Origin of the sequence: Nocardioides sp. Kera G14 (assembly GCF_020715565.1) — a bacterium.
Classification (GTDB): domain Bacteria; phylum Actinomycetota; class Actinomycetes; order Propionibacteriales; family Nocardioidaceae; genus Nocardioides.
The window spans coordinates 1,345,886-1,366,007 of the sequence record NZ_CP085839.1 but is presented as its reverse complement, the minus strand read 5'-3'; the positions used below and the strand labels follow the sequence as shown (position 1 = coordinate 1,366,007).

The 20,122-nt window shown below is 71.6% G+C and carries 19 protein-coding genes; 14 read left to right on the top strand and 5 right to left on the bottom strand.

Going from position 1 to position 20,122, the window contains the following annotated elements:
• The first annotated feature begins 6 nt into the window (after window positions 1–6).
• From LH076_RS06750 to LH076_RS06740, 3 genes are read left to right on the top strand one after another with little or no spacing between them, the layout of a single operon-like run.
• Complete coding sequence (locus tag LH076_RS06750) at window positions 7–2,487, top strand: molybdopterin oxidoreductase family protein (protein WP_227783221.1); 2,481 nt, start codon at window positions 7–9, stop codon at window positions 2,485–2,487.
• A complete protein-coding gene (locus tag LH076_RS06745) occupies window positions 2,484–2,972 on the top strand; it encodes a hypothetical protein (protein ID WP_227783220.1) in 489 nt (162 codons plus the stop codon). The genes LH076_RS06750 and LH076_RS06745 overlap by 4 nt, the downstream gene beginning before the upstream one ends.
• Window positions 2,969–3,589 (top strand): hypothetical protein, encoded by a 621-nt coding sequence (locus LH076_RS06740; RefSeq protein ID WP_227783219.1) that lies wholly within the window; start codon window positions 2,969–2,971, stop codon window positions 3,587–3,589. The genes LH076_RS06745 and LH076_RS06740 overlap by 4 nt, the downstream gene beginning before the upstream one ends.
• On the opposite strand, the gene LH076_RS06735 is transcribed toward LH076_RS06740, so the two are convergent.
• Together LH076_RS06735 and LH076_RS06730 are read right to left on the bottom strand one after the other, a co-directional pair.
• A complete protein-coding gene (locus LH076_RS06735) occupies window positions 3,555–5,081 on the bottom strand; it encodes an FAD-dependent oxidoreductase (RefSeq protein WP_227783218.1) in 1,527 nt (508 codons plus the stop codon). The two genes, LH076_RS06740 and LH076_RS06735, sit on opposite strands and share 35 nt — an antisense overlap.
• Window positions 5,078–6,028, bottom strand: a complete 951-nt coding sequence (locus tag LH076_RS06730; protein ID WP_227783217.1) for a glycosyltransferase — start codon at window positions 6,026–6,028, stop codon at window positions 5,078–5,080. Before LH076_RS06730 ends, LH076_RS06735 begins: the two co-directional genes overlap by 4 nt.
• A gap of 62 nt (window positions 6,029–6,090) precedes the next feature.
• On the opposite strand from LH076_RS06730, the gene LH076_RS06725 reads away from it, so the two are divergent.
• From LH076_RS06725 to LH076_RS06695, 7 genes are read left to right on the top strand one after another with little or no spacing between them, the layout of a single operon-like run.
• Complete coding sequence (locus tag LH076_RS06725) at window positions 6,091–7,737, top strand: carbamoyltransferase (RefSeq protein WP_227783216.1); 1,647 nt, start codon at window positions 6,091–6,093, stop codon at window positions 7,735–7,737.
• Window positions 7,734–9,233, top strand: a complete 1,500-nt coding sequence (locus tag LH076_RS06720) for an HAD-IIIA family hydrolase (RefSeq protein WP_227783215.1) — start codon at window positions 7,734–7,736, stop codon at window positions 9,231–9,233. Before LH076_RS06725 ends, LH076_RS06720 begins: the two co-directional genes overlap by 4 nt.
• Window positions 9,230–10,270 carry a glycosyltransferase family 9 protein gene (locus tag LH076_RS06715; protein ID WP_227783214.1) on the top strand — a complete coding sequence of 347 codons (1,041 nt, stop codon included), beginning with the start codon at window positions 9,230–9,232 and terminating at the stop codon, window positions 10,268–10,270. Before LH076_RS06720 ends, LH076_RS06715 begins: the two co-directional genes overlap by 4 nt.
• A complete protein-coding gene (locus LH076_RS06710) occupies window positions 10,267–11,490 on the top strand; it encodes a glycosyltransferase (protein WP_227783213.1) in 1,224 nt (407 codons plus the stop codon). Before LH076_RS06715 ends, LH076_RS06710 begins: the two co-directional genes overlap by 4 nt.
• Window positions 11,487–12,116, top strand: a complete 630-nt coding sequence (locus LH076_RS06705) for an SIS domain-containing protein (RefSeq protein WP_227783212.1) — start codon at window positions 11,487–11,489, stop codon at window positions 12,114–12,116. The genes LH076_RS06710 and LH076_RS06705 overlap by 4 nt, the downstream gene beginning before the upstream one ends.
• Window positions 12,113–13,498: a D-glycero-beta-D-manno-heptose 1-phosphate adenylyltransferase gene (rfaE2, locus tag LH076_RS06700; RefSeq protein WP_227783211.1), complete on the top strand. Its 1,386-nt coding sequence runs from the start codon at window positions 12,113–12,115 to the stop codon at window positions 13,496–13,498. Before LH076_RS06705 ends, rfaE2 begins: the two co-directional genes overlap by 4 nt.
• Complete coding sequence (locus tag LH076_RS06695) at window positions 13,495–14,436, top strand: glycosyltransferase family 9 protein (protein WP_227783210.1); 942 nt, start codon at window positions 13,495–13,497, stop codon at window positions 14,434–14,436. The genes rfaE2 and LH076_RS06695 overlap by 4 nt, the downstream gene beginning before the upstream one ends.
• Here LH076_RS06695 and LH076_RS06690 read toward each other — a convergent pair.
• The 3 genes from LH076_RS06690 to LH076_RS06680 are packed head-to-tail and all read right to left on the bottom strand — an operon-like array spanning window position 14,393 to window position 16,471.
• Window positions 14,393–15,349: a UDP-glucuronic acid decarboxylase family protein gene (locus LH076_RS06690; RefSeq protein WP_227783209.1), complete on the bottom strand. Its 957-nt coding sequence runs from the start codon at window positions 15,347–15,349 to the stop codon at window positions 14,393–14,395. The two genes, LH076_RS06695 and LH076_RS06690, sit on opposite strands and share 44 nt — an antisense overlap.
• Window positions 15,346–16,104: an SDR family oxidoreductase gene (locus LH076_RS06685; protein WP_227783208.1), complete on the bottom strand. Its 759-nt coding sequence runs from the start codon at window positions 16,102–16,104 to the stop codon at window positions 15,346–15,348. Before LH076_RS06685 ends, LH076_RS06690 begins: the two co-directional genes overlap by 4 nt.
• 1 nt (window position 16,105) lies before the next feature.
• A complete protein-coding gene (locus LH076_RS06680; protein WP_227783207.1) occupies window positions 16,106–16,471 on the bottom strand; it encodes a hypothetical protein in 366 nt (121 codons plus the stop codon).
• Window positions 16,472–16,501: 30 nt separating this feature from the next.
• On the opposite strand from LH076_RS06680, the gene LH076_RS06675 reads away from it, so the two are divergent.
• The 4 genes from LH076_RS06675 to LH076_RS06660 are packed head-to-tail and all read left to right on the top strand — an operon-like array spanning window position 16,502 to window position 20,081.
• Window positions 16,502–16,948, top strand: coding sequence for an MOSC domain-containing protein (locus LH076_RS06675; protein ID WP_227783206.1), 447 nt, complete (start codon window positions 16,502–16,504; stop codon window positions 16,946–16,948).
• 49 nt (window positions 16,949–16,997) lie between these two features.
• A complete protein-coding gene (locus LH076_RS06670; RefSeq protein WP_227783205.1) occupies window positions 16,998–18,362 on the top strand; it encodes a hypothetical protein in 1,365 nt (454 codons plus the stop codon).
• 30 nt (window positions 18,363–18,392) lie between these two features.
• Complete coding sequence (locus LH076_RS06665) at window positions 18,393–18,845, top strand: SRPBCC family protein (RefSeq protein ID WP_227783204.1); 453 nt, start codon at window positions 18,393–18,395, stop codon at window positions 18,843–18,845.
• Between the two features lie 33 nt (window positions 18,846–18,878).
• A complete protein-coding gene (locus tag LH076_RS06660; RefSeq protein ID WP_227783203.1) occupies window positions 18,879–20,081 on the top strand; it encodes a DUF2786 domain-containing protein in 1,203 nt (400 codons plus the stop codon).
• The last annotated feature ends 41 nt before the right edge of the window (window positions 20,082–20,122 follow it).

The window sequence follows — 20,122 nt, the reverse complement described above, 5'->3', positions numbered from 1 at the left end:
ACCTCCATGGCCACGACCGACCGCATCGCCGCGCCCTGGGGAACCCGCACTCCGTACGCCGCCGGCGAGGCGTGGCCGATCCGGGTGGACTCCCATCTCGCCGACGGGGTCGACCCGGACGACGTCGACCGGTGGGTGCAGTCCGCCTCGCTGCTGCACTCCAACGGCGACGCGCTCGACATCGCGGTGAAGGACGAGCGCATCGTCGGCGTACGCGGCCGTGGGGTCGACCGGGTCAACCACGGGCGACTGGGCCCCAAGGACCTCTACGGCTGGCAGGCCAACAACTCCCCCGACCGGCTCACCACGCCACTGATCCGCCGCGACGGCCAGCTGGTCGAGACCGACTGGGAGACCGCGATGGCGGCCGTCGCAGGCCGGACCAAGGAGCTGCTCGCCGAGCGCGGTCCGAGCTCGGTCGGCTTCTACACGACTGGCCAGCTCTTCCTCGAGGAGTACTACACGCTCGGCCTGATCGCCCACGGCGGCATCGGCACCAACCACGTCGACGGCAACACCCGGCTCTGCACCGCGACGGCCGCCGCCGCGCTCAAGGAGTCCTTCGCCAGCGACGGCCAGCCGGGCAGCTACACCGACATCGACCATGCCGACACGATCTGCCTCTACGGCCACAACGTGGCCGAGACCCAGACGGTCCTGTGGACCCGCATCCTCGACCGGCTCGCCGGTCCCAACCCTCCGCGCATCGTGTGCGTGGACCCACGCGAGACGATGGTCGCCCGGCACGCCGACGTCCACCTCGCACCCCGACCGGGCACCAACGTCATGCTGATGAATGCGCTCCTGCGGGAGCTCCTCGACCACGGCCGGGTTGATCACGACTACGTCGAGGCGCACGCGGTGGGCTTCGCCGAGCTGCAGAAGATGCTCGACGGCCACACGGTCGAGCGGGCCGCCGACGTCTGCGACGTCCCGGCCGACGACATCCGGCGCGCTGCCGAGGTCATCGGCTCCGCCGAGCGACTCATGTCGACCGTGCTGCAGGGCTTCTACCAGTCCCACCAGGCCACCGCGGCCGCCGTCCAGGTCAACAACATCCACATCCTGCGCGGCATGCTCGGCCGTCCCGGGTGCGGCATCCTGCAGATGAACGGCCAGCCCACGGCGCAGAACACCCGCGAGTGCGGCGCCGACGGCGACCTGCCGGCCTTCCGCAACTGGGCCAACGAGGAGCACGTCAAGGAGCTCGCGAAGGTCTGGAACATCGACCCGATGCAGATCCCCCACTACAGCTCGCCAACCCACCTCATGCAGATCCTGCGGTACGTCGAGGACGGCTCGATCCGCTTCCTCTACGTGACGGGGACCAATCCGGCGGTGTCCCTCCCGGAGCTGCGACGGATCCGCTCGATCCTCGGGCAGGAGCGACTCTTCCTGGTCGTGCAGGACCTCTTCCTCACCGAGACCGCACAGCTCGCCGACGTCGTCCTGCCGGCGGCCACGTGGGGCGAGAAGACCGGCACCTTCACCAACGCCGACCGGACCGTGCACCTGTCGGAGAAGGCGGTCGAGCCGCCCGGGCAGGCGCGGGCCGACCTCGACATCCTGATCGACTACGCCCACCGACTCGACCTCCGCGACAAGGACGGCGCCCCGCTGGTGAAGTGGAGCGACGCCGAGGGCGCCTTCGAGGGCTGGAAGGAGTGCAGTCGCGGCAGACCGTGCGACTACAGCGGCCTGAGCTACGACAAGCTGCGCGGTGGCAGCGGCATCCAGTGGCCGTGCAACGACGAGCATCCCGACGGCACCGAGCACATCTATGTCGACGGCGCCTTCTGGTCGCACCCTGACCAGTGCGAGAGCTACGGTCGCGACCTCGTCACCGGCGCGCCGGTCGAGCCGACCGAGTACAAGGCGCTCAACCCGCAGGGCAAAGCCGTCATCAAGGCCGCGGAGTACCTGCCGCCGCACGAGCCGCCGTCCGAGGAGTTCCCGTTCCGGCTGATCACCGGCCGCACGCTCTACCACTTCCACACCCGCACGAAGACGGGCCGCGCACCCCAGCTCCAGGCCGCCGCGCCGGAGGTGTGGGTCGAGGCATCGACCGCCGACGCCGCCGCCCACGGCTGGGCGGAGGGCGACCTGCTGGAGGTCACCACCCCGCGGGGCGCGGTCCGCGCCAGGCTGCGAGTCAGCGGCATCCGCGACGGCGTGCTCTTCCTGCCGTTCCACTACGGCTACTGGGATCTCGACATTCCCGCTGACGACCCCGAGCGGCACGACCGTGCCGCCAACGAGCTCACGCTGACCGACTGGGATCCGGCGTCGAAGCAGCCGATCTTCAAGACCGCCGCGGCCGCCGCCGTCCGCGTGGAGGCCGGCGAGGGCACCCCGTCCGCCGCCCCGACCACGACCGCCTCGAAGCCGGTCGACACCTCCGTCCCGGCGACACACGGCGCCGCGAGCGCCCTGGCCGATGAGCAGATCGCCGATGCGGAGCTCACCGCGGCAGGAGGCACACGATGACCAAGGTCGCCGCAGCCATCGAGGAGCTGCACCGCGCCGAGAACGACCTGGCCGGCGCTCTGCTGAGCCTGAGCGCCCAGCAGAAGGCCGACCACGAGATCTTCCACGTCGCTCGGGACATCGCGCGCTGGTCGCAGAAGCACGTACAGGAGCTGGCGCGGGTCGGTCGGGACCACGGCCTCGAGCTCGACGGCGAGTCGGAGGACGAGTCCACCGTCCTCGCCCGGATCAAGCAGAAGGGCGCCGAGATGCTGGGGCGGTTCCACGAGCCGGCCGTGCTGCTCCTCGTCGACCTGCGCCACATCCACAAGACCGCCGCCGGTGTCTCCCTCGACTGGGAGGTGCTGGCCCAGACCGCACAGGCCCTGCAGGACCGCGAACTGCTCGCGGTCTGCAAGGGCTGCCATCCCGAGACGCTGCGCCAGATGCGCTGGGCCAACGCCAAGGTCAAGGAGACCGCGGCCCAGGCGATGGTGACGCCATGAGCGCCACCACACACGTGGTCCTGCGCCCGCTCGCCACCTCGCTGCCCCTGGGCTTCCTCGCTCTCACCGTCGCGACCACCGCCTTCGCCGCGCTGCAGCTGACGTGGATCCCCGCCACCGACGGCCGCACCATCGCGCTCGGCGTGCTGGTGCTGACCGTCCCTCTCCAGCTGGTCGCCTGCCTCATGGGATTCCTCTCCCGCGATCCGGTCGCCGCGACCGGGATGGGCCTCCTCTCCGGCACGTGGGGCGGAGTCTGCCTGGCGACGCTCACGTCGGCGCCCGGTGCCCTCAGCGACGGGCTCGGGGTGCTCGTCATCTGTGCCGGCATCGCCCTGCTGGTGCCCGCTGCGGCCGCCACCGCCAAGCTGGTGCCCGCTGCCGTGATCACGCTCAGCGCCGTCCGGTTCATCCTCACCGGCATCGCCGAGATCGACGGTGGCCGCGGCTGGATGCAGACCGCAGCCTGGGTCGGTCTCGTGCTCGCCATCGTCAGTCTGTACGCCGCCCTGGCACTCGAACTGGAAGGCAGCCGGTCGCGCACCGTCCTGCCGCTCGGCCGCTCCGGGGCCGCACTGGACGTCAGTGAGGAGCCGGGGGTGCGCTCACAGCTCTGAGCGGCTTCGTCGCCGGACCGTGCAGCACGGAACCGTCGGTGGCGAAGCGCGAGCCGTGGCACGGACAGACCCAGCTGCGCTCGGCGTCGTCGAAGTTGACCAGGCACCCGAGGTGGGTGCATGTCGCTGAGACGGCGTGGCACTGGCCCGCGTCGTCGCGGTAGACGGCACAGCGCTCGCCGTCGACCCGCACGACGGCACCCTGGCCGGGCGCGATGTCGTCCACGGAGCCGACGTACGAACGGAGGCGGTCGCCGACCATGTGGCCCGCGACCTTGGCCTGCGCCTTGAGCATCGGCACGGCCTCCTTGAGCGGGTGGATCCGTCGCGGGTCGTAGAGGCCCGCGTGCGACGGGCTCTCGCCGTTGATCAGCGCGGTGAGGAGCTGGCCGGCGAGGACACCGTTGGTCATCCCCCACCCACCGAAGCCGGTTGCGACCCAGGTATGGCGGGCGCCGAGATGGAAGGGGCCGATGTAGGAGATGCCGTCCGGCGTGCTCGTGTCCTGCGCCGACCAGCGGTAGGTCAGCCGGGCGCCCGGGAAGCGCTCACTCGTCCAGTCGGCCAGTGCCTGGTAGCGCGGCTCGACCTCGCCCTCGCCGGGCGTGAAGCCCTCACCGGTCACGATGAGGAGCCGCTCGCCCTCGCCGTACGGCGCAGTGCGGACGGAGCGGATGCCCTGCTCCGGAGTGATGTACATGCCCTTCGGGTCCTGGACCTCGGGGATCACCGCGGCGATGACGAGGTCGCGATGTGGCACGAGCCGCGCGAAGAGCATCGCCCGATCGAAGACGGGATAGTGCGTGGCGACGACGACGTCGGCCGCGGTCACGGTGTGGCCCGACTCGCTGACAACCCGGCACGGCTCGCCCTCCTCCAGCCCATGGATCCGGGTGTGCTCGAAGACCTGCCCACCGTGCTTCCGGAGGTCGTCGAGGAGCGCCAGAAGGTAGGCGCGCGGATGGAACTGTGCCTGGTCCTCGACCCGGATCGCACCGGCGATGGGGAACGGCAGGTCGGACTCGGTGACGAAGCTCGCCGGCAGGCCCGCCTCCGTGGCCGCCTCCACCTCGCTGTGGATCTTCGCGAGCTGGCCCTCGGACTCGACCCACGTGTACGCCGGCACCCGCTCGAACTGGCAGTCGATCCCCAGCTCCGCCACCACCTCGGCGACACGCTCGATCGCTCCCTGCTGCGTTGTCGCATAGGTCGCTGCTCCCTCGGCACCGAAGGCCCTGCGGATCTCCGCATACCGGAGCGTGTGCAGGGCGCTCACCTTGGCGGTCGTGTAACCGGTGGTGCCCGTCAGCACCTCGTCCGCCTCGAGGAGCGCGACCCGCTTACCGGTGCGCGCGAGCTCCCACGCCGTGCAGACGCCCGCGATGCCGGCGCCGATTACCGCCACGTCGACCGTGAGGTCCTCCGCCAGCGGTGGGTGCGACGGCGAAGGTGCCGAATCCACCCAGTAGGACTCCTTGATCAACTCGCTCATCGTGCTGCCTCCTCCAGGACCGCGTCCCAGTCGTCGAGGAAGCGCTTGAGTCCGTAGCGCTCGAGCACGTGCTGTCGCGCGGCCCGCCCGGTCTCGGTGGCCCTCTCCGGATCATCGACAAGTCGACGTACGGCCTCGACCAGGGCGGCTGGGCTGGTGACCAGCTCACCCGTGCCTGGCACGACGGCCCGCGGCGCCTCGGTCGCCGCCATCGCCACGACGGGCATGCCGAGGTGCATCGCCTCCAGCAGGGAGAGGCCGAGTGAGGTCCAGCGGCTGAGGTGGGCGTAGACCCGTCGTCGGGCCAGCTCGGAGTGCATCTGCTCCTGCGGCAGATCCTCGTACGTCGTCAGGCCGGCCTGCTGCGGCATCTGGTCGACCCGCATCCCGAAGAGGTCCACCGGCACAGCGTCGGCGAGGACCGGCACGAGGTCCGCACCGACGGAGCGTCCGCGCCGGACCGGGTCGTTGACGACGACCGCGGCATGGTCCAACTCGCCGGTGTAGCGGAGGCCGGGATCGACGATGCCGTGGTCGATCACGACCGTCCGTGCCTCCCCGGCGTCCCACATCAGGTCGTTGAAGCCGGTCACGTGGGCGATCGGGATCGCACGCTGGTCGGCCAGGGGGTGCCGGGTGTCGGGCACGTCACCCATGGGCGTGTTGTGCTCGACGTACACCGCCGGCACGTCCTCACCGGGACGCCGCCCCAGCCACCGGGCGGCGAGCTCGAGCTCGTGCGGCCGCTGCAGGACGACGAGGTCGACCGGCTCGCTCGCGAGCTCCTCCGAAGGCACCTCGCGCACGCTCGTCGGCCAGTCCCACGTCCGCGCGCGGCCCAGGCCGTCGGGGCCCCGATCGGGGGTCACAGGAAGGAGATAGTCATGGCGTCCCTGGACGAACGACGTGGTCCAGGAACCGTGCACGTGCCACAGCAGGATCCGCATGATCGCCCTGTGCCCATTCGGGCGATGTTTAGAAGCGCTTCTCACCGGGCACGGCTCTACCCATGAAGATCCTCGGCGTCAACGCGCTCTTCCACGACCCCAGCGCCGCCCTCGTGGTGGACGGGAGGACCGTCGCTGCCGCCGAGGAGGAGCGCTTCTCGCGCCGCAAGCACGGGCACCGGCCCGTGCCGTTCGCCGCCTGGGAGCTTCCCGAGCTCTCTGCGCGCTGGTGCCTGGCGGAGGCGGGTCTCGACGTCGGACAGCTCGACGCCGTCACCTACTCCTTCGACGTGGGCCTCGCGCGGCCGGCCGAGGAGCTCGGCCTCTTCGACCCGTGGGACCACCTGCGCCAGACCTATGCCCGCGAGGCGCCCGGCTTCCTCGCGACCGCACTGCCCGGGCTCGACCCCGAGCAGGTCCGCTTCGTGCCGCACCACGTCGCGCACGCCGCCTCGAGCGCGCTCGCGGCGCCGTGGGTGGGCTCTGGCGAGGCCACGGATGTGCTCGTCCTGGACGGCCGCGGTGAGTGCGCCAGCCACCTGTCGGGCACCTATTCCGGGGACGGTCGGCTGACCACCCACTACACCCAGGAGCTGCCGCACTCCCTCGGCCTGCTCTACGAGGACCTCACCGAGCACCTCGGGTTCCTGCGGTCGAGCGACGAGTACAAGGTCATGGCGATGGCGTCGTACGGCGAGCCACGCTTCCTCGACCAGCTTCGTGAGCGGATCCGAGCCACCGACGAGGGCGGTTTCGTGACCGAGCGCATCGACTGGCAGTCCTTCGCGAAGCGTCTGGACTCCGGCGAGGAGTGGACCGAGGACCACGCCGCCCTCGCGGCGAGCGTGCAGAAGCGGCTCGAGGAGGTGCTGGTCGACCTCGCCCGTGGACTCCGCGCCCGCACCGGGAGCCGGCACCTGACCCTCGCGGGCGGCGTCGCCCTCAACTGCGTGGCCAACTCCGTGATTCTGGAACAGAGCGGGTACGACGACGTGTGGGTGCAGCCCGCCGCCGGCGACTCCGGCACCTCACTCGGCAGCGCTCTCCACGTGGCCGCCGAGGCCGGTGACGCCCTCACGCCGATGACCGGCGCCGACCTCGGACGCGGCTGGAGCGACGACGAGATCGAGAGCTGGCTCCGGACCGCCCAGGTGGCCTACGAGCGACCGGACGACGTCGCGGTCGAGGTCGCCGAGTGCCTGGCTGCCGACGGTGTCGTCGCGTGGTTCCAGGGGCGCAGCGAGTTCGGTCCGCGGGCCCTGGGCCACCGCTCCCTGCTCGCACACCCGGGCCGCCGGGAGAACCTCGAACGACTCAACGACGTCAAGGGACGCGAGCAGTTCCGGCCGGTGGCGCCGATGGTGTTGCTCGACCGAGCCCGCGACATCTTCTCCCGCGGACCGATCCCGTCGCCGTACATGCTCTTCGTCCACGACGTGCACCCCGACTGGCGCGACCGCATCCCGGCCGTCGTGCACGTCGACGGGACCGCGCGCGTGCAGACCGTGGACCCGGAGCAGGAGCCGCTGGTCGCGCGGATGCTCACCGAGTTCGAGGCGCGCAGCGGGATCCCGGTCGTCGTCAACACCAGCCTGAACACCGCCGGCCGCCCCATGGTGGACGACCCGCGCGACGCGCTCGAGTGCTTCGGCTCCGCGCCCGTCTCACTGCTCGCCATCGGCCCCTTCGTCGTGCGGAGGAGTCGATGAGCACGCCGCACACGACCATCGTCGTGCCCACGATGGGCCGCGCGAGCCTGCACGTCCTCCTCGACTCCCTCGCCCGCCAGACGCGGCCCGTCGACGCTCCGGTCATCCTCGTCGACGACCGACCGGATCCGGGCGCGACGCCGATCGAGGTGACGCCGTACGACCTCGACGTCACCGTCGTGCGCAGCGGTGGTGGCGGCCCCGCGCGTGCGCGCAACATCGGCTGGCGTCACAGCCGCACGCCGTGGGTCTCGTTCCTCGACGACGACGTGCTGCCCGACGACGACTGGTACGAGCGGCTGGCGGAGGACCTCGCAGCCGTCGAGGGCCATGACGTCTCCGGGTCCGAGGGTCTCCTCACGGTTCCGCTCCCGACCGACCGACGGCCGACCGACTGGGAGCGCGGCACCGCCGGGCTCGAGACGTCGCAGTGGATCACGGCGGACATGAGCTTCCGGCGTGAGGAGCTGTCCCGCGTCGGCGGTTTCGACGAGCGCTTCCCGCGTGCCTTCCGCGAGGACGCCGACTTGGCGATGCGGCTGGGCGCCGAGCAGGGTCGCGTGGTCACCGGACGCCGTCACGTCACCCATCCCGTGCGCCCGGCCGATGACCTCGCCAGCCTCCGGCAGCAGAAGGGCAACGCCGACGACTACCTCATGCGGGCCGTGCACGGACCGGGCTGGCAGCGGCGGGCGGCCGCACCGGTCGGGCGCCGGTGGACGCACGTCGCCCTCACCGGTGCCGCGGCCGTGGCCGTGGCCGGTCTCGTCACCCGCCGTCCGGCGGTCGCGGCAGTCGGAGCACTCGGCTGGCTGGGCGGCACCGGCGAGTTCGCCTGGCGCCGGATCGCACCCGGTCCTCGCGATCGCGCCGAGGTACGCCGGATGCTGCTGACCAGCGCCGCGATCCCCTTCGCCGCCACGTGGCATTCGGCGCTCGGCGCGCTGCGTCACCGCGGCGCCGGGCCGTGGCACGGACTTCCCGAGCTCGTCCTCCTCGACCGCGACGGGACACTCGTCGAGGACGTCCCCTACAACGGCGACCCGGCCGAGGTGCGGCCCATGCCGGGCGCCCGCGAGGCGCTCGACCGGCTCCGCCGCGAGGGCATCCGGCTGGCCGTCGTGAGCAACCAGTCCGGCGTCGCCCGGGGCCTCATCACGCCGGATCAGGTGGACGCGGTCAACGCCCGCGTCGCCGAACTCCTTGGGCCGTTCGAGGCGGTCTACACGTGTCCGCACGGGCCGGACGACGGCTGCGAGTGCCGCAAGCCGGCGCCCGGCATGATCAAGCAGGCGCTCGCCGACGCCGGGGTCGCGCCCGACCGGGCCCTCATGATCGGTGACATCGGTGCCGACCTCGAGGCTGCTGAAGCCGCCGGGGTCGACGCCGTCCTCGTGCCGACCCCGGTCACGCGCCCCGAGGAGATCGCCGGCGCGCCCCGTGCCGCCGCCTCACTCGCCGACGTCGTGGAGGACGTCCTGAGAGGCGCGCGGTGAGGACGCTCGCCGTACGCCTCGACAGCATGGGTGACGTCCTCCTCGCGGGGCCGGCCCTCCGTGCGCTGGCCGCGACCAGCGACCACGTCACCCTGCTCTGCGGTCCGCTAGGCCGGACCGCGGCCGCGCTGCTGCCCGGCGTCGACGACGTCCTCTGCTGGTCGGCGCCATGGGTGCTGGCCGATCCCCCGCCCGTCGACCCCTCCTCCGTGGAGGGGCTTCGGGCCACGATCGCCGACGGCGGCTACGACCGCGCGGTGATCTTCACCAGCTTCCACCAGTCGCCCCTGCCGACCGCGCTCGTGCTGCGCCTCGCCGGCGTGTCGTGGATCGGTGCGATCAGCGTCGACTACCCGGGCTCCCTCCTCGACCTCCGGCACCGCATCGACGATGACCTCCCGGAACCCGAGCGGGCGCTCTCGCTCGCGACCGCCTGCGGCGGAGCGCTGCCCGCGGGCGACGACGGCCGACTCGCGGTGCGGCCCGAGCGGATCCGACCGCCCGAATCCCTCCCCCGCCCCTATGTAGTCCTCCACCCCGGTACGTCGGCACCGGCCCGCGCCTGGCCGGCCGGGCACTTCCGCGCGGCCTGCTCAGGCCTGGTCGAGGCCGGCTTCGGTGTGGTCGTGACCGGTGGTCGCTCGGAGCAGGAGCTGACGGCGTACGTCGCCGGCGAGGAGGGCCGTGACCTCGGTGGGCTGCTCGACCTCGAGGAGCTCGCCGGGGTGCTCGACCGCGCAGAAGCGGTGGTCGTCGGCAACACCGGCCCGGCCCACCTCACTGCCGCGGTCGGCACTCCCGTGGTCTCCCTCTACTCACCGACGGTGCCGGCCGTCCGGTGGGCGCCGTACGGCGTCGACCGGGTGCTCCTCGGCGACCAGGCCGCGCCCTGCCGGGACACGCGCGCGCTCACCTGCCCCGTGCCCGGCCACCCCTGTCTCAGCTCGGTCCAACCGCGCGACGTCATCGATGCCGTCGTCCATCTCTGCGGGCTCCCGGACCGACTGATCACCCTGAGCACCAGGAGCGCCTCATGAGAATCTCGCTCGTCTCCGAGCACGCCAACCCTCTCGCCGCACTGGGCGGGGCGGACGCCGGCGGGCAGAACGTGCATGTCGCGGCCCTCGCCGGTGGCCTGGCCGCGCGCGGCCACGAGGTCGTGGTGCACACCCGGCGCGACTCGGTGACCCTTCCCGACCGGGTGCGCGCACCGGAGGGGTACGTCGTCCACCACGTCCCCGCCGGCCCACCGACCGACGTGCCGAAGGACGAGCTCCTGCCGCACATGACGGAGTTCGGGATGCGGCTGCGGGAGGAGTGGACGAGGGAGCGCCCCGACATCGTGCACGCCCACTTCTGGATGAGCGGCCTCGCCTCCCGCCTCGGCGTGCGCGGGACGGACATCCCACTCCTCCAGACCTTCCATGCACTCGGCTCGGTCAAGCGACGCCACCAGGGCCGCCTCGACACCAGCCCGCCCTCGCGGATCAGGCTGGAGGAGCGGCTGTGCCGGGAGGTCGACCGGGTGATCGCGACCTGCAGCGACGAGGTCGCGGAACTGCGGGCGCTCGGCCTGCCGCCCTGCCGAGCCGACATCGTCCCCTGTGGCGTGGACACCGAGCTCTTCCGACCGGGCCCCCGGCTCGACCCGGAGGGGCGCCAGCGGCTCGTCTCCGTCGGCCGGCTCGTGACCCGGAAGGGCGTCGGCAACGTCATCGAGGCACTGGCCCGGCTGGTGCGGCGCGGCTGCGACGTCGAGCTCGTCGTGGCCGGCGGCTCCTCGGGTGTCACCGCGGTCGCCGACCCCGAGGCCAAGCGCCTGCAGTCCCTCGCGGAGCGGCTCGGCGTCGGCGACCGCGTGCGCTTCGTGGGCAGCGTGGCGCGGGACGACGTGCCTGCCCTGATGCGCAGTGGGGACGTCGTCGTCACCGTGCCCTGGTACGAGCCGTTCGGGATCGTGCCGCTCGAGGCGATGGCCTGCGGCCGGCCGGTCGTCGGCTCCGCCGTCGGCGGCCTCCTCGACACCGTCGTCCCCGGAACCACCGGTGAACTGGTGCCGCCGCGCGAGCCGGAGGAGCTCGCCGAGGTCTTGGGCAGCCTCCTGGCCGACCCGGAGCGGTGCCGCCGCTACGGCGAGGCGGGTCGTGAGCGTGCCATCGCGCTCTACGACTGGAGGAACGTCGTGGCCCGCACCGAAGAGATCTACGAGGACGTGGTCGCAAGCCGCGTCGCCCCGACGAAGGAGGCAGTCCGATGACCCGCCCGCTGCACACACCGTGCGACCACGAGCACCTCGCCGAGCTCTCCCGAGCCTTGGACAGGTTCGGCCGGTGTGTCGACGTACTCGACGACTGGGGGGTACGGCTGACCTCCGTCCTCGAGGGCGGGGGCCGCCTGCTCGCGGCCGGCAACGGCGGGAGTGCCGCGCAGGCCCAGCACCTGACCGCCGAGCTGGTGGGCCGCTATCGCGAGGACCGGGCGCCCTACTCGGCCATCTGCCTGACCTCGGAGACGTCGAGTCTCACGGCGATCATCAACGACTACCCGCCAACAGAGCTCTTCGCCCGGCAGGTCGAGGCGCACGGGCGTCCGGGTGATGTCCTGGTTCTGATGTCCACGAGCGGCCGGTCGGAGAACATGGTCGCGGCCGCGGCCCGGGGCAGGAAGGCCGGCCTCGAGGTGTGGGCGATGACCGGCCCGCTGCCCAACCCGCTCGCCGAGCACGCGACCGAGTACTGCGCGGTCGATGCCCCCTACACCGCCACGGTGCAGGAGCTGCACCTCGTCGGTCTCCACATCCTCTGTGCCGCCGTGGACCGCACGCTGGGTGTCGGCGTGTCGCGGACCCGCCGCTCGGCCGAGGACATCGAGGCGGCGTCGTGACCCCTCAGCGCCTCGTGGTGGTCGGGGACTCGCTGCTCGACATCGACCTCATCGGTCGCGCCGGACGCCTGATGCCGGACGCCCCCGCACCCGTCCTGGATGAGCTCGAGGAGCGGCCGCGCCCCGGCGGGGCGGGCCTCGCCGCCGCACTCCTCGCCGCCGACGGGCACGACGTCACCCTGGTGACCGCGGTCGCCGGGGACGAGGGCAGCGGCCGGTTGACCGCGCTGCTCGAGCAGGCCGGCGTCCGCGTCGTGGCGTTGCACCACAGCGGAAGTACCCCGATCAAACGTCGCGTCCGCGCTGCCGCCCAGTCGCTGCTGCGCCTCGACGAGGGCAGGCCGGGCGTCATCGGCCCGGTGACCCACGCCGCCCTGGAGGCGATCGCCGAGGCGGACGGTGTGCTCGTGGCCGACTACGGCAACGGTGTGACGTCGGTGCCTGAGCTGCGCGACGCGCTCGGCGCTGTGCGCGCGCCGGTCGTATGGGACCCGCATCCGCGCGGCGCCGAACCCGTCGAGGGAGTCCGACTGGTGACGCCCAACCGGGACGAGGCGACCGGCTTCGCGGCCGGTGTCGCTCGCGCTCCTGAGCCCACCGGCCCGTCACGGCGGCCACGGACGGAGCTCGCCGTCGCGAGCGAGCAGGCCGCCACCCTCGTCGAGCACTGGCAGGCCCACGCGGTCTGCGTGACACTCGGCGCGAAGGGCGCGCTACTCAGCCGCGGTGAGCCCTCGCCGTCGATCATCCCGGCACCCGTCGTGGATGCGGTAGACACGTGCGGGGCCGGTGACCGGTTCGCGACCGCCGTGCTCGCCGCCATGGCCGGTGGCGCCGTCACGCTCGAGGCCGTGCACCAGGCGGTGACGGCCGCCGCGGCCTTCGTCGCAGCAGGCGGCGCGGCGGCGTACGGCTTGGCGAGACCGGACGCCGGGGGGCCGGGCGTGGTCGAGCGGGTGCGCGCCGCCGGCGGGACCGTGGTCGCGACCGGCGGTTGCTTCGACCTTGTCCATGCCGGCCACATCGCCACCCTGGAGGCGGCCCGGGCACTCGGCGACTGCCTCGTCGTCTGCCTCAACTCCGACGACTCCGTGCGCCGGCTCAAGGGATCGGCCCGGCCGCTGGTGACCCAGGACGATCGTGCCCGCGTGCTGGCCGCGCTCGAGTGTGTCGACGAGGTCGTGGTCTTCGATGAGGACACTCCCGTCGAGGCGATCCGCGAGCTGCGGCCCGACGTGTGGGCGAAGGGCGGTGACTATGCCGGCGCCGAGCTGCCGGAGGCCGCGCTGCTGCGCGAATGGGGCGGGCAGGCCGTCGTGCTGCCGTACCTCAGTGGCCGCTCGACGACACGGCTCGTCGAGTCGGCGCGCACCCAGGCATGACCCGACCGAGAGCGCTGGTCTACCGCGCGATCGGGCTCGGTGACCTCCTCACCGGCGTCCCCGCCCTGCGGGCGCTCCGTCGTGCCCTGCCCGACCACGAGATCGTGCTTGCTGCGCCGGCGGCTCAGCGACCGTTGGTCGAGCTGATCGATGCGGTCGACCGCCTGATCCCCACGGCTGAGCTTGAGCCGGTCGCCTGGGACGGGCCGCCGCCGGACGTCGGGATCGACCTGCACGGCAACGGCCCCGCGAGCCGCACGCTGGTCGAGGCGCTGTTGCCGCGTCTGTTGCTGCGCTATGACCTGTCCACGTGGGACCCGGAGGAGCACGAACGCGTCCGCTGGTGCCGCCTGATCGGCTCCGCCTTCGAGGTCGAGGCCGATGCCGACGACGTCGCGCTCGACCCACCGGCGGTCGGCTCCCCTGCGCCCGACACCGTCGTCGTGCACCCGGGGGCCGCCTCCGGCAGCCGTCGCTGGCCGGCGGAGCGCTTCGCCACCGTCGCCACTGCGCTCGCGTCTCGCGGCGAACAGGTGGTGATCACCGGCTCCCCCGACGAGGCTCCCCTCGCCGAGGAGGTACGCCGACAGGCCGGCCTTCCGGCCGAGGCGGTGCTGGCCGGACGGACCGACCTGGCCGAGCTCGCGGCGCTGACCGCCGAGGCCCGACTCGTGGTCGCAGGCGACACCGGCATGGCGCATCTGGCGTCGGCGTACGGCATCCCGTCGGTCCTGCTCTTCGGTCCGACGCCGCCCTCACGCTGGGGACCGCCGCCGGGGCCGCACACGGTGCTGTGGCACGGGACCGGCGTCGGAGACCCGCACGCGACGGACCCCGATCCGGCCCTGCTGGAGATCACGGTCGACGAGGTACTGGCCGCCGCGACCCGGCAGCTCAGCCGGCGAGCAGCTCCTCCATCCATCGCACCGTCCGCTTGAGGCCCTCCTCGGCGGTCATGGTCGGCACCCAGCCGAGCGTGCGGCGGGCGTGCGAGATGTCGGGCCGCCGCACCTTGGGGTCGTCCTGGGGTAGCGCGACGTGCTCGATCGACGACCGCGAACCGGTGAGGTGCACGACCGTCTCGGCCAGCTCGAGCATGGTGGTCTCGGCGTCGTTGCCGAGGTTGACCGGTCCGACCTCGTTCGAGCAGGCCAGCCGGACGAGCCCGTCGACGGTGTCCTCGACCCAGCACAGCGACCTGGTCTGCGAGCCGTCGCCGGCCACCGTGAGTGGCTTGCCCTGCAGTGCCTGGTGGAGGAAGGTCGGCACGACCCGGCCGTCATCGACGCTCATCCTGGGTCCGTAGGTGTTGAAGATCCGCGCGATGCCGACGTCGACGCCACGCTCGCGGTGGAAGGCCATGGTCGTGGCCTCGGCGAACCGCTTCCCCTCGTCGTAGACGCTGCGCGGCCCGATCGGATTGACGTTGCCCCAGTAGCTCTCCCGCTGCGGGTGCTCCAGCGGGTCGCCGTACACCTCCGAGGTGGAGGCGAGCACGAGCCGGGCGCCGTGCCGCTCAGCGAGCTCGAGTGCATTCACGGTGCCGTTGCTCGCGACGCGCAGCGTCTCGAGAGGGAGCCGGAGGTAGTGCACCGGCGAGGCCGGACACGCGAGGTGCATGACATGGGTGACGCCCCCGGGGTCCGGGATCGTCTCGCTCACATCGGCCTCCACCAGCGTGAAGCCGGGGCGTCGGACGAGATGGGCGACCTTGTCCGGCGATCCGGTCATGAAGGAGTCGACCGCCCAGACGGTGGCGCCCTCGTCGAGCAGCCGCTCGCAGAGCCACGACCCGACGAATCCGGCGCCACCGGTGACGAGCACCCGCGCGCCGGCGAGGTCGACGCTCATCGGGGATAGCTCTCGTTGCGCAGCGTGATGACTGCGCTCTGGAGCACGCCCTCCGGGGGCAGCGTGATCGCGAACCGGATCAGGCTGGCGACGACGGTCGGGTCCATCATCCGCTCCTCGGGCAGGCCCCATTGGTCCATCATCGGAGTGGCCATGGCGGCCGGGTTGATCGCACTGACCCGTACCGGCCACTCCCGCTCGCGCGCCTCGGTCTGCATGACCTCGACCAGCTTGAGCAGCGCGGCCTTGGAGGCGTTGTAGGCACCCGCGCCTGCGCCGACGGTGAGGGCGCTGATCGAGACGACACAGGCGATGTCCGCCAGGCCGTCCGGCGCGGCCTCCTTGCGGTGGCGCACGAACGCGCGGCTGAGGTACATCGGGCCGTCGACGTTGACGCCGAAGACGCCGTGCCACTGGTCGTCGTCGATGTCGACCAGGTCGGCACCACGGTCCGTGCCCGCGTTGTTGATGAGCAGGTCGAAGGCGGCTCCGTGCCGGTCCGCCGCCTCGCCGATCACACGGTCGACCGCCGCACGGTCGGTGATGTCCAGCTCCACCGCCTCTGCGGTGCCGCTTTTGTCGGGGAGGTCGCCGATGAGCTTCACCGTCTGCTCCGCTCCCGAGGCGTCGATGTCGGCGACGATCACGTGCGCGCCGGACTCGGCGAAGAGCTGGCTGATCGCACGGCCCAGGCCGCTGCCTCCGCCGGTGACGAGGGCTACGCGACCCTGGAGCTCTGCTGTGGTGCTGCTCATCTCATTCCTTCCACGGTGCCTGGCGGTCGAACTTCTCGTAGTACTTGGCGAGGTGGGACTTCACCCGCTCGATGTCCTCCTTGGGCAGGTCGACACCGCCCCGGGCGCCGTCCATGACGTTGCCTGCGGCCATGACGCCGCGTGGGACGACGCGGAGCTCGCCGTCGATGACGTCGGCGATGAGGAGCTTGTACGCCGTGAAGCGGTCCTTCCGGTCGCCGTCGTACCAGACGTGCGCCTTGCGGTAGTCGGCGTTCGGGCCGTCCTCCGCCTTAGCCCATTTCCGGACGCGCTTCTCCGCGGCGTCGCCGTCCCATTGACGGTCGAGGCCGGCGACGGGGAGGTCGGCGAATCTCGAGACGGTCATGTCGTCGGCTTACCCGACTAGGGTCAGAACATGAGGGTGACCGCCATCCACATCGCTCCTGGGCGTCGCCTTCCCGTGAAGTACGTCGACGCCGTGACCGCCGAAGCGGGCAAAGGACTGGTCGGCGATCGCTATCACGGCGCCCGTCATCGGCACGTCACGTTACAGGCGCAGGACGACCTCGACCTCGCCGCGGCCGACCTCGGCCTGGACTTCCAGCCCGGCCAGACGCGCCGCAACATCACCGTCGACGTCGGGCCGGTGCCGACCAAGCCCGGCGAGCGGCTTCGGATCGGCGACGTCGAGCTGGAGGTGGTCCGGATCGCCGCGCCCTGCCGGATCCTCGACGACACCATCGCCCCCGGCGCCGCCGCGGCCCTGCGCCGCCGGGCCGGCACGTGCTTCCGACTGCTCACCGGCGGCGAGATCCGGGTCGGCGACGAGGTCGTTCCAACCTCCGTGGAAAAGGCGGTTTGACCTGCGGCAACACCTTGTGATTCGAATGTTTGTTCGATAGAATGGCGACATGTCGCTCGCCCTCTCGGAACTCACCGCAGCCGACGTGCTGTCGCGCGCCGAATGGGCCGTCCAGGACCGACGCTCAGTGGCCGTGGAGGAGTTCGACCTCGCCCTGCGATGGGCCGACCTCCACTCCATCGAGCCCGAGATCTCGGTACCGGGCGGGGACCGCATGATCACCCTCGGTGGCGATGGGACGCCCCCGGTGCGGGACCTGTGCCTGGAGGAGCTCGCCGTCGCGCGGGGTGAACACGTCTACGCCACCCGGTCGCTGATGGCTGATGTGTTGGACCTGCGGCACCGGCTCCCCGGACTCTGGTTGGCGACGAAACTCCTCCAGGTTGAACCTTGGGTGGCCCGGAAGATCGCGTCGATGTCCCGCAAGCTCGGGGTCATCTCGGTCGCCTACCTCGACGTCGTCCTCGCCCAGGCCGTCGACCTCCCGAACGGGAAGCTGCTGCAGCTCGCCGAAGCCGAGATCATCAAGGCCGACCAAGCACTCCGCGTGGCAGAGCTCGAGGCCGTGAAGCAGCAGAAGGGTGTGTGGCTCGCACGTCGTGACGAGGAGGCCGGTGCCGGGTTGCGGGAGATCTTCGCCCGCACTGAGGCCGCCGACGCGATCTGGTTCGACGCCACCTGCCAACGCGTCGCCGACATCCTCAAAGCCGACCCCGACCTCCGGAAGCAGCATCACCCCGAACTCGGTGACGACCCGTCGATGGACGAACTCCGCGCTGCCGCGTTCGGATGGCTCGCACGCCCCTACGACCTCGCCGCGCTCCTCGGACTCCTCGACGAAGACGCCGCGGCAGAAGAGCCCGACACCAAGAAGGCCGCCCGCCGACACAAGGCTGTCCTCTTCCTCCACCTCCACCAGGCCGCGTTGGAAGGGGCAGGCGGTGTCGCCCGCAGCAGCGACCTCGGACCACTGCTCCTCCAGCAGGTCACCCAGCTCCTCGGACACTCCGACGTGACCGTGAAACCGGTCATCGACCTCAACACCGGCACCCACATCAGCGCCTACGAACACCCCGCCACGGTGAAGGAGCGGACCATGCTCCGCACCACCGGCCCCGTCTTCCCCCACAACAGCGGGAGCGAGGCCAGCCGGGTCGACCACGACCACGCCACCCCCTACGTCCCACCTGATGCGGGTGGACCGCCCGGGCAGACCGGCGACCACAACGACGCACCCTTGAGTCGACATTCACACCGAGCCAAAACCCACCTCAACTATCAAGTGGAACAGCTCGGCCCTGATGCCTACCTCTGGACCACACCCCACGGCCTGATCCGCCTGGTCAACAACCGAGGCACCCACAAGATCACCGAAGAACACCTCGACCTCATCCGCCGCATCTACGGCGCCTGAGCACGCCGTCGCGCCACTAATCTCAGGCCCATGCCTGCCTTCGCCACGAGCCGCTCGACGACGATCGATGCGGACATCGCCGCCGTACACGCGCTGATCAACGACTTCCGCCAGTGGCCGCAGTGGTCGCCGTGGGAGAAGATCGACCCCGCCCTGACCCGCAGCTACGACGGCCCAGACGCCGGCACCGGCGCCCACTACGCCTGGGAGGGCAAGAAGGCCGGCTCCGGCACGATGACCATCACGCTGTCGACCGCGGACGCGATCGCCATCGACCTGGAGTTCGTCAAGCCCTTCAAGGCCAGCAACAAGGTGATCTTCACGCTCCGGCCGACAGGTCCCGCGACCGAGGTGACCTGGACGATGTCGGGCGAGCGCAACCTCGCCTTCACGGTCTTGGGCAAGCTCTTCTTCGACCGGGCGATCGGGAAGGACTTCGACAAGGGACTCGCCGACCTCAAGGCCGCCGCGGAGCGCGGCTGAGGTTCTGTCCGTGGTGACTGGCATGCTCGCCGCGTGAGTTCGCAGACCGAGTTGGTGTACGCCGCCGAGGATGCCTGGATCGCGGCGTGGGCCGCTGACCCGTCGGCCGAGTCGGCCAACCTGCGCTTCGGTGAGTGGCGCGATGCGGTGCCCTTCGTCGAGGCGGCGATGGCCCGTGTGAACGCCGCCCGTCGGGCCCGGGGCGAGGAGCCGCTGAGCACGCCGCGGGTGCGGGCGCGCAAGGGTGCGCTCAAGGCGGAGTACGACGCCGCCACCCGCACTATCGCGCTTCCGACATTCGAGTCCGGCGGGGTATGGGCGCTCAACCAGGCCACCGTGCTTCACGAGCTCGCTCACCACCTTGCGCCGGAGGCGGGGCACGGTCCGCTCTTCCGGAGCACCTTCGTCGAGCTGCTGGAGACCCTCGGCTGGGAGCGTGTGGCCGACCACCTCCAGGCCGCATTCGCCCAGCGCGTGGACAGCGGGCGGTGCGAGGAGTCCCTGCTCGACAAGATCAGCAAGCTGCTCGCACATGCGGAGAAGGCCGGCACGACGGCGGAGCGCGACACCTATCTCGCCAAGGCCGAGACCCTCGCGACCGAGCACAGCATCGACCTGGCACGCGCTCGGGCGAAGCAGGCTGACCGCTCCCAGGCCGTCACGCCGACGACGCGGGAGGTCGACCTCCGGCTCGCCGGCGGTTCACGGCTGCGCAACCTGCTCGTCGTCCTCGCCTTCCAGATCGCCCACGGCCAAGGAGTCGAGGCGACGGTGCGCGGCAACTACCTCGTGACCTTCTACGGCTTCGCCGAGGACCTCGACGTCGCCGACGCGCTCTTCGCCCATCTCGCACCCATGATGATGCGCGACTCCGACGCGTACCTCGCGAGCCCGCAGCACAAGCGTTCCGGCTTCCATGGTGCCAGCGCCCGGATCTCCTACTGCCGGTCCTGGGCGCAGGAGGTGGGACGCCGGCTGGTCGAGGCGCGCGAGGCCGCACAGGACGCGGCCTTCGTCGCCGAGCTCGAAGGCGCCTCGGGCGCGGGCACGGCCCTCGCACTTCGGGAGAAGCAGCTCCAGCTCGACGACTACGTCGCCTATGAGTTCAAGCAGCGCGGCGTCCGGGGCAGCTGGACCGGGCCGCAGACCTCGGACTGGTCCGCCCCCGCAGCCAACGCCGGCAAGCGTGACGGCGCCCGTGCCTCGCTCTCGGACCGGAAGGCCCTGCCTGCCTGAGACCGGTCGGCCAGAACGCGTGGGACTTTGGTCCCAAAGCG

Excerpts from the sequence above, each read along its gene's own strand:
- LH076_RS06750 (WP_227783221.1), top strand. The coding sequence starts at position 7 with ATGGCCACGACCGACCGCATCGCCGCGCCCTGGGGAACCCGCACTCCG.
- LH076_RS06745 (WP_227783220.1), top strand. The coding sequence starts at position 2,484 with ATGACCAAGGTCGCCGCAGCCATCGAGGAGCTGCACCGCGCCGAGAAC.
- LH076_RS06740 (WP_227783219.1), top strand. The coding sequence starts at position 2,969 with ATGAGCGCCACCACACACGTGGTCCTGCGCCCGCTCGCCACCTCGCTG.
- LH076_RS06735 (WP_227783218.1), bottom strand. The coding sequence starts at position 5,081 with ATGAGCGAGTTGATCAAGGAGTCCTACTGGGTGGATTCGGCACCTTCG.
- LH076_RS06730 (WP_227783217.1), bottom strand. The coding sequence starts at position 6,028 with ATGCGGATCCTGCTGTGGCACGTGCACGGTTCCTGGACCACGTCGTTC.
- LH076_RS06725 (WP_227783216.1), top strand. The coding sequence starts at position 6,091 with ATGAAGATCCTCGGCGTCAACGCGCTCTTCCACGACCCCAGCGCCGCC.
- LH076_RS06720 (WP_227783215.1), top strand. The coding sequence starts at position 7,734 with ATGAGCACGCCGCACACGACCATCGTCGTGCCCACGATGGGCCGCGCG.
- LH076_RS06710 (WP_227783213.1), top strand. The coding sequence starts at position 10,267 with ATGAGAATCTCGCTCGTCTCCGAGCACGCCAACCCTCTCGCCGCACTG.
- LH076_RS06705 (WP_227783212.1), top strand. The coding sequence starts at position 11,487 with ATGACCCGCCCGCTGCACACACCGTGCGACCACGAGCACCTCGCCGAG.
- LH076_RS06695 (WP_227783210.1), top strand. The coding sequence starts at position 13,495 with ATGACCCGACCGAGAGCGCTGGTCTACCGCGCGATCGGGCTCGGTGAC.
- LH076_RS06690 (WP_227783209.1), bottom strand. The coding sequence starts at position 15,349 with ATGAGCGTCGACCTCGCCGGCGCGCGGGTGCTCGTCACCGGTGGCGCC.
- LH076_RS06685 (WP_227783208.1), bottom strand. The coding sequence starts at position 16,104 with ATGAGCAGCACCACAGCAGAGCTCCAGGGTCGCGTAGCCCTCGTCACC.
- LH076_RS06680 (WP_227783207.1), bottom strand. The coding sequence starts at position 16,471 with ATGACCGTCTCGAGATTCGCCGACCTCCCCGTCGCCGGCCTCGACCGT.
- LH076_RS06675 (WP_227783206.1), top strand. The coding sequence starts at position 16,502 with ATGAGGGTGACCGCCATCCACATCGCTCCTGGGCGTCGCCTTCCCGTG.
- LH076_RS06670 (WP_227783205.1), top strand. The coding sequence starts at position 16,998 with ATGTCGCTCGCCCTCTCGGAACTCACCGCAGCCGACGTGCTGTCGCGC.
- LH076_RS06665 (WP_227783204.1), top strand. The coding sequence starts at position 18,393 with ATGCCTGCCTTCGCCACGAGCCGCTCGACGACGATCGATGCGGACATC.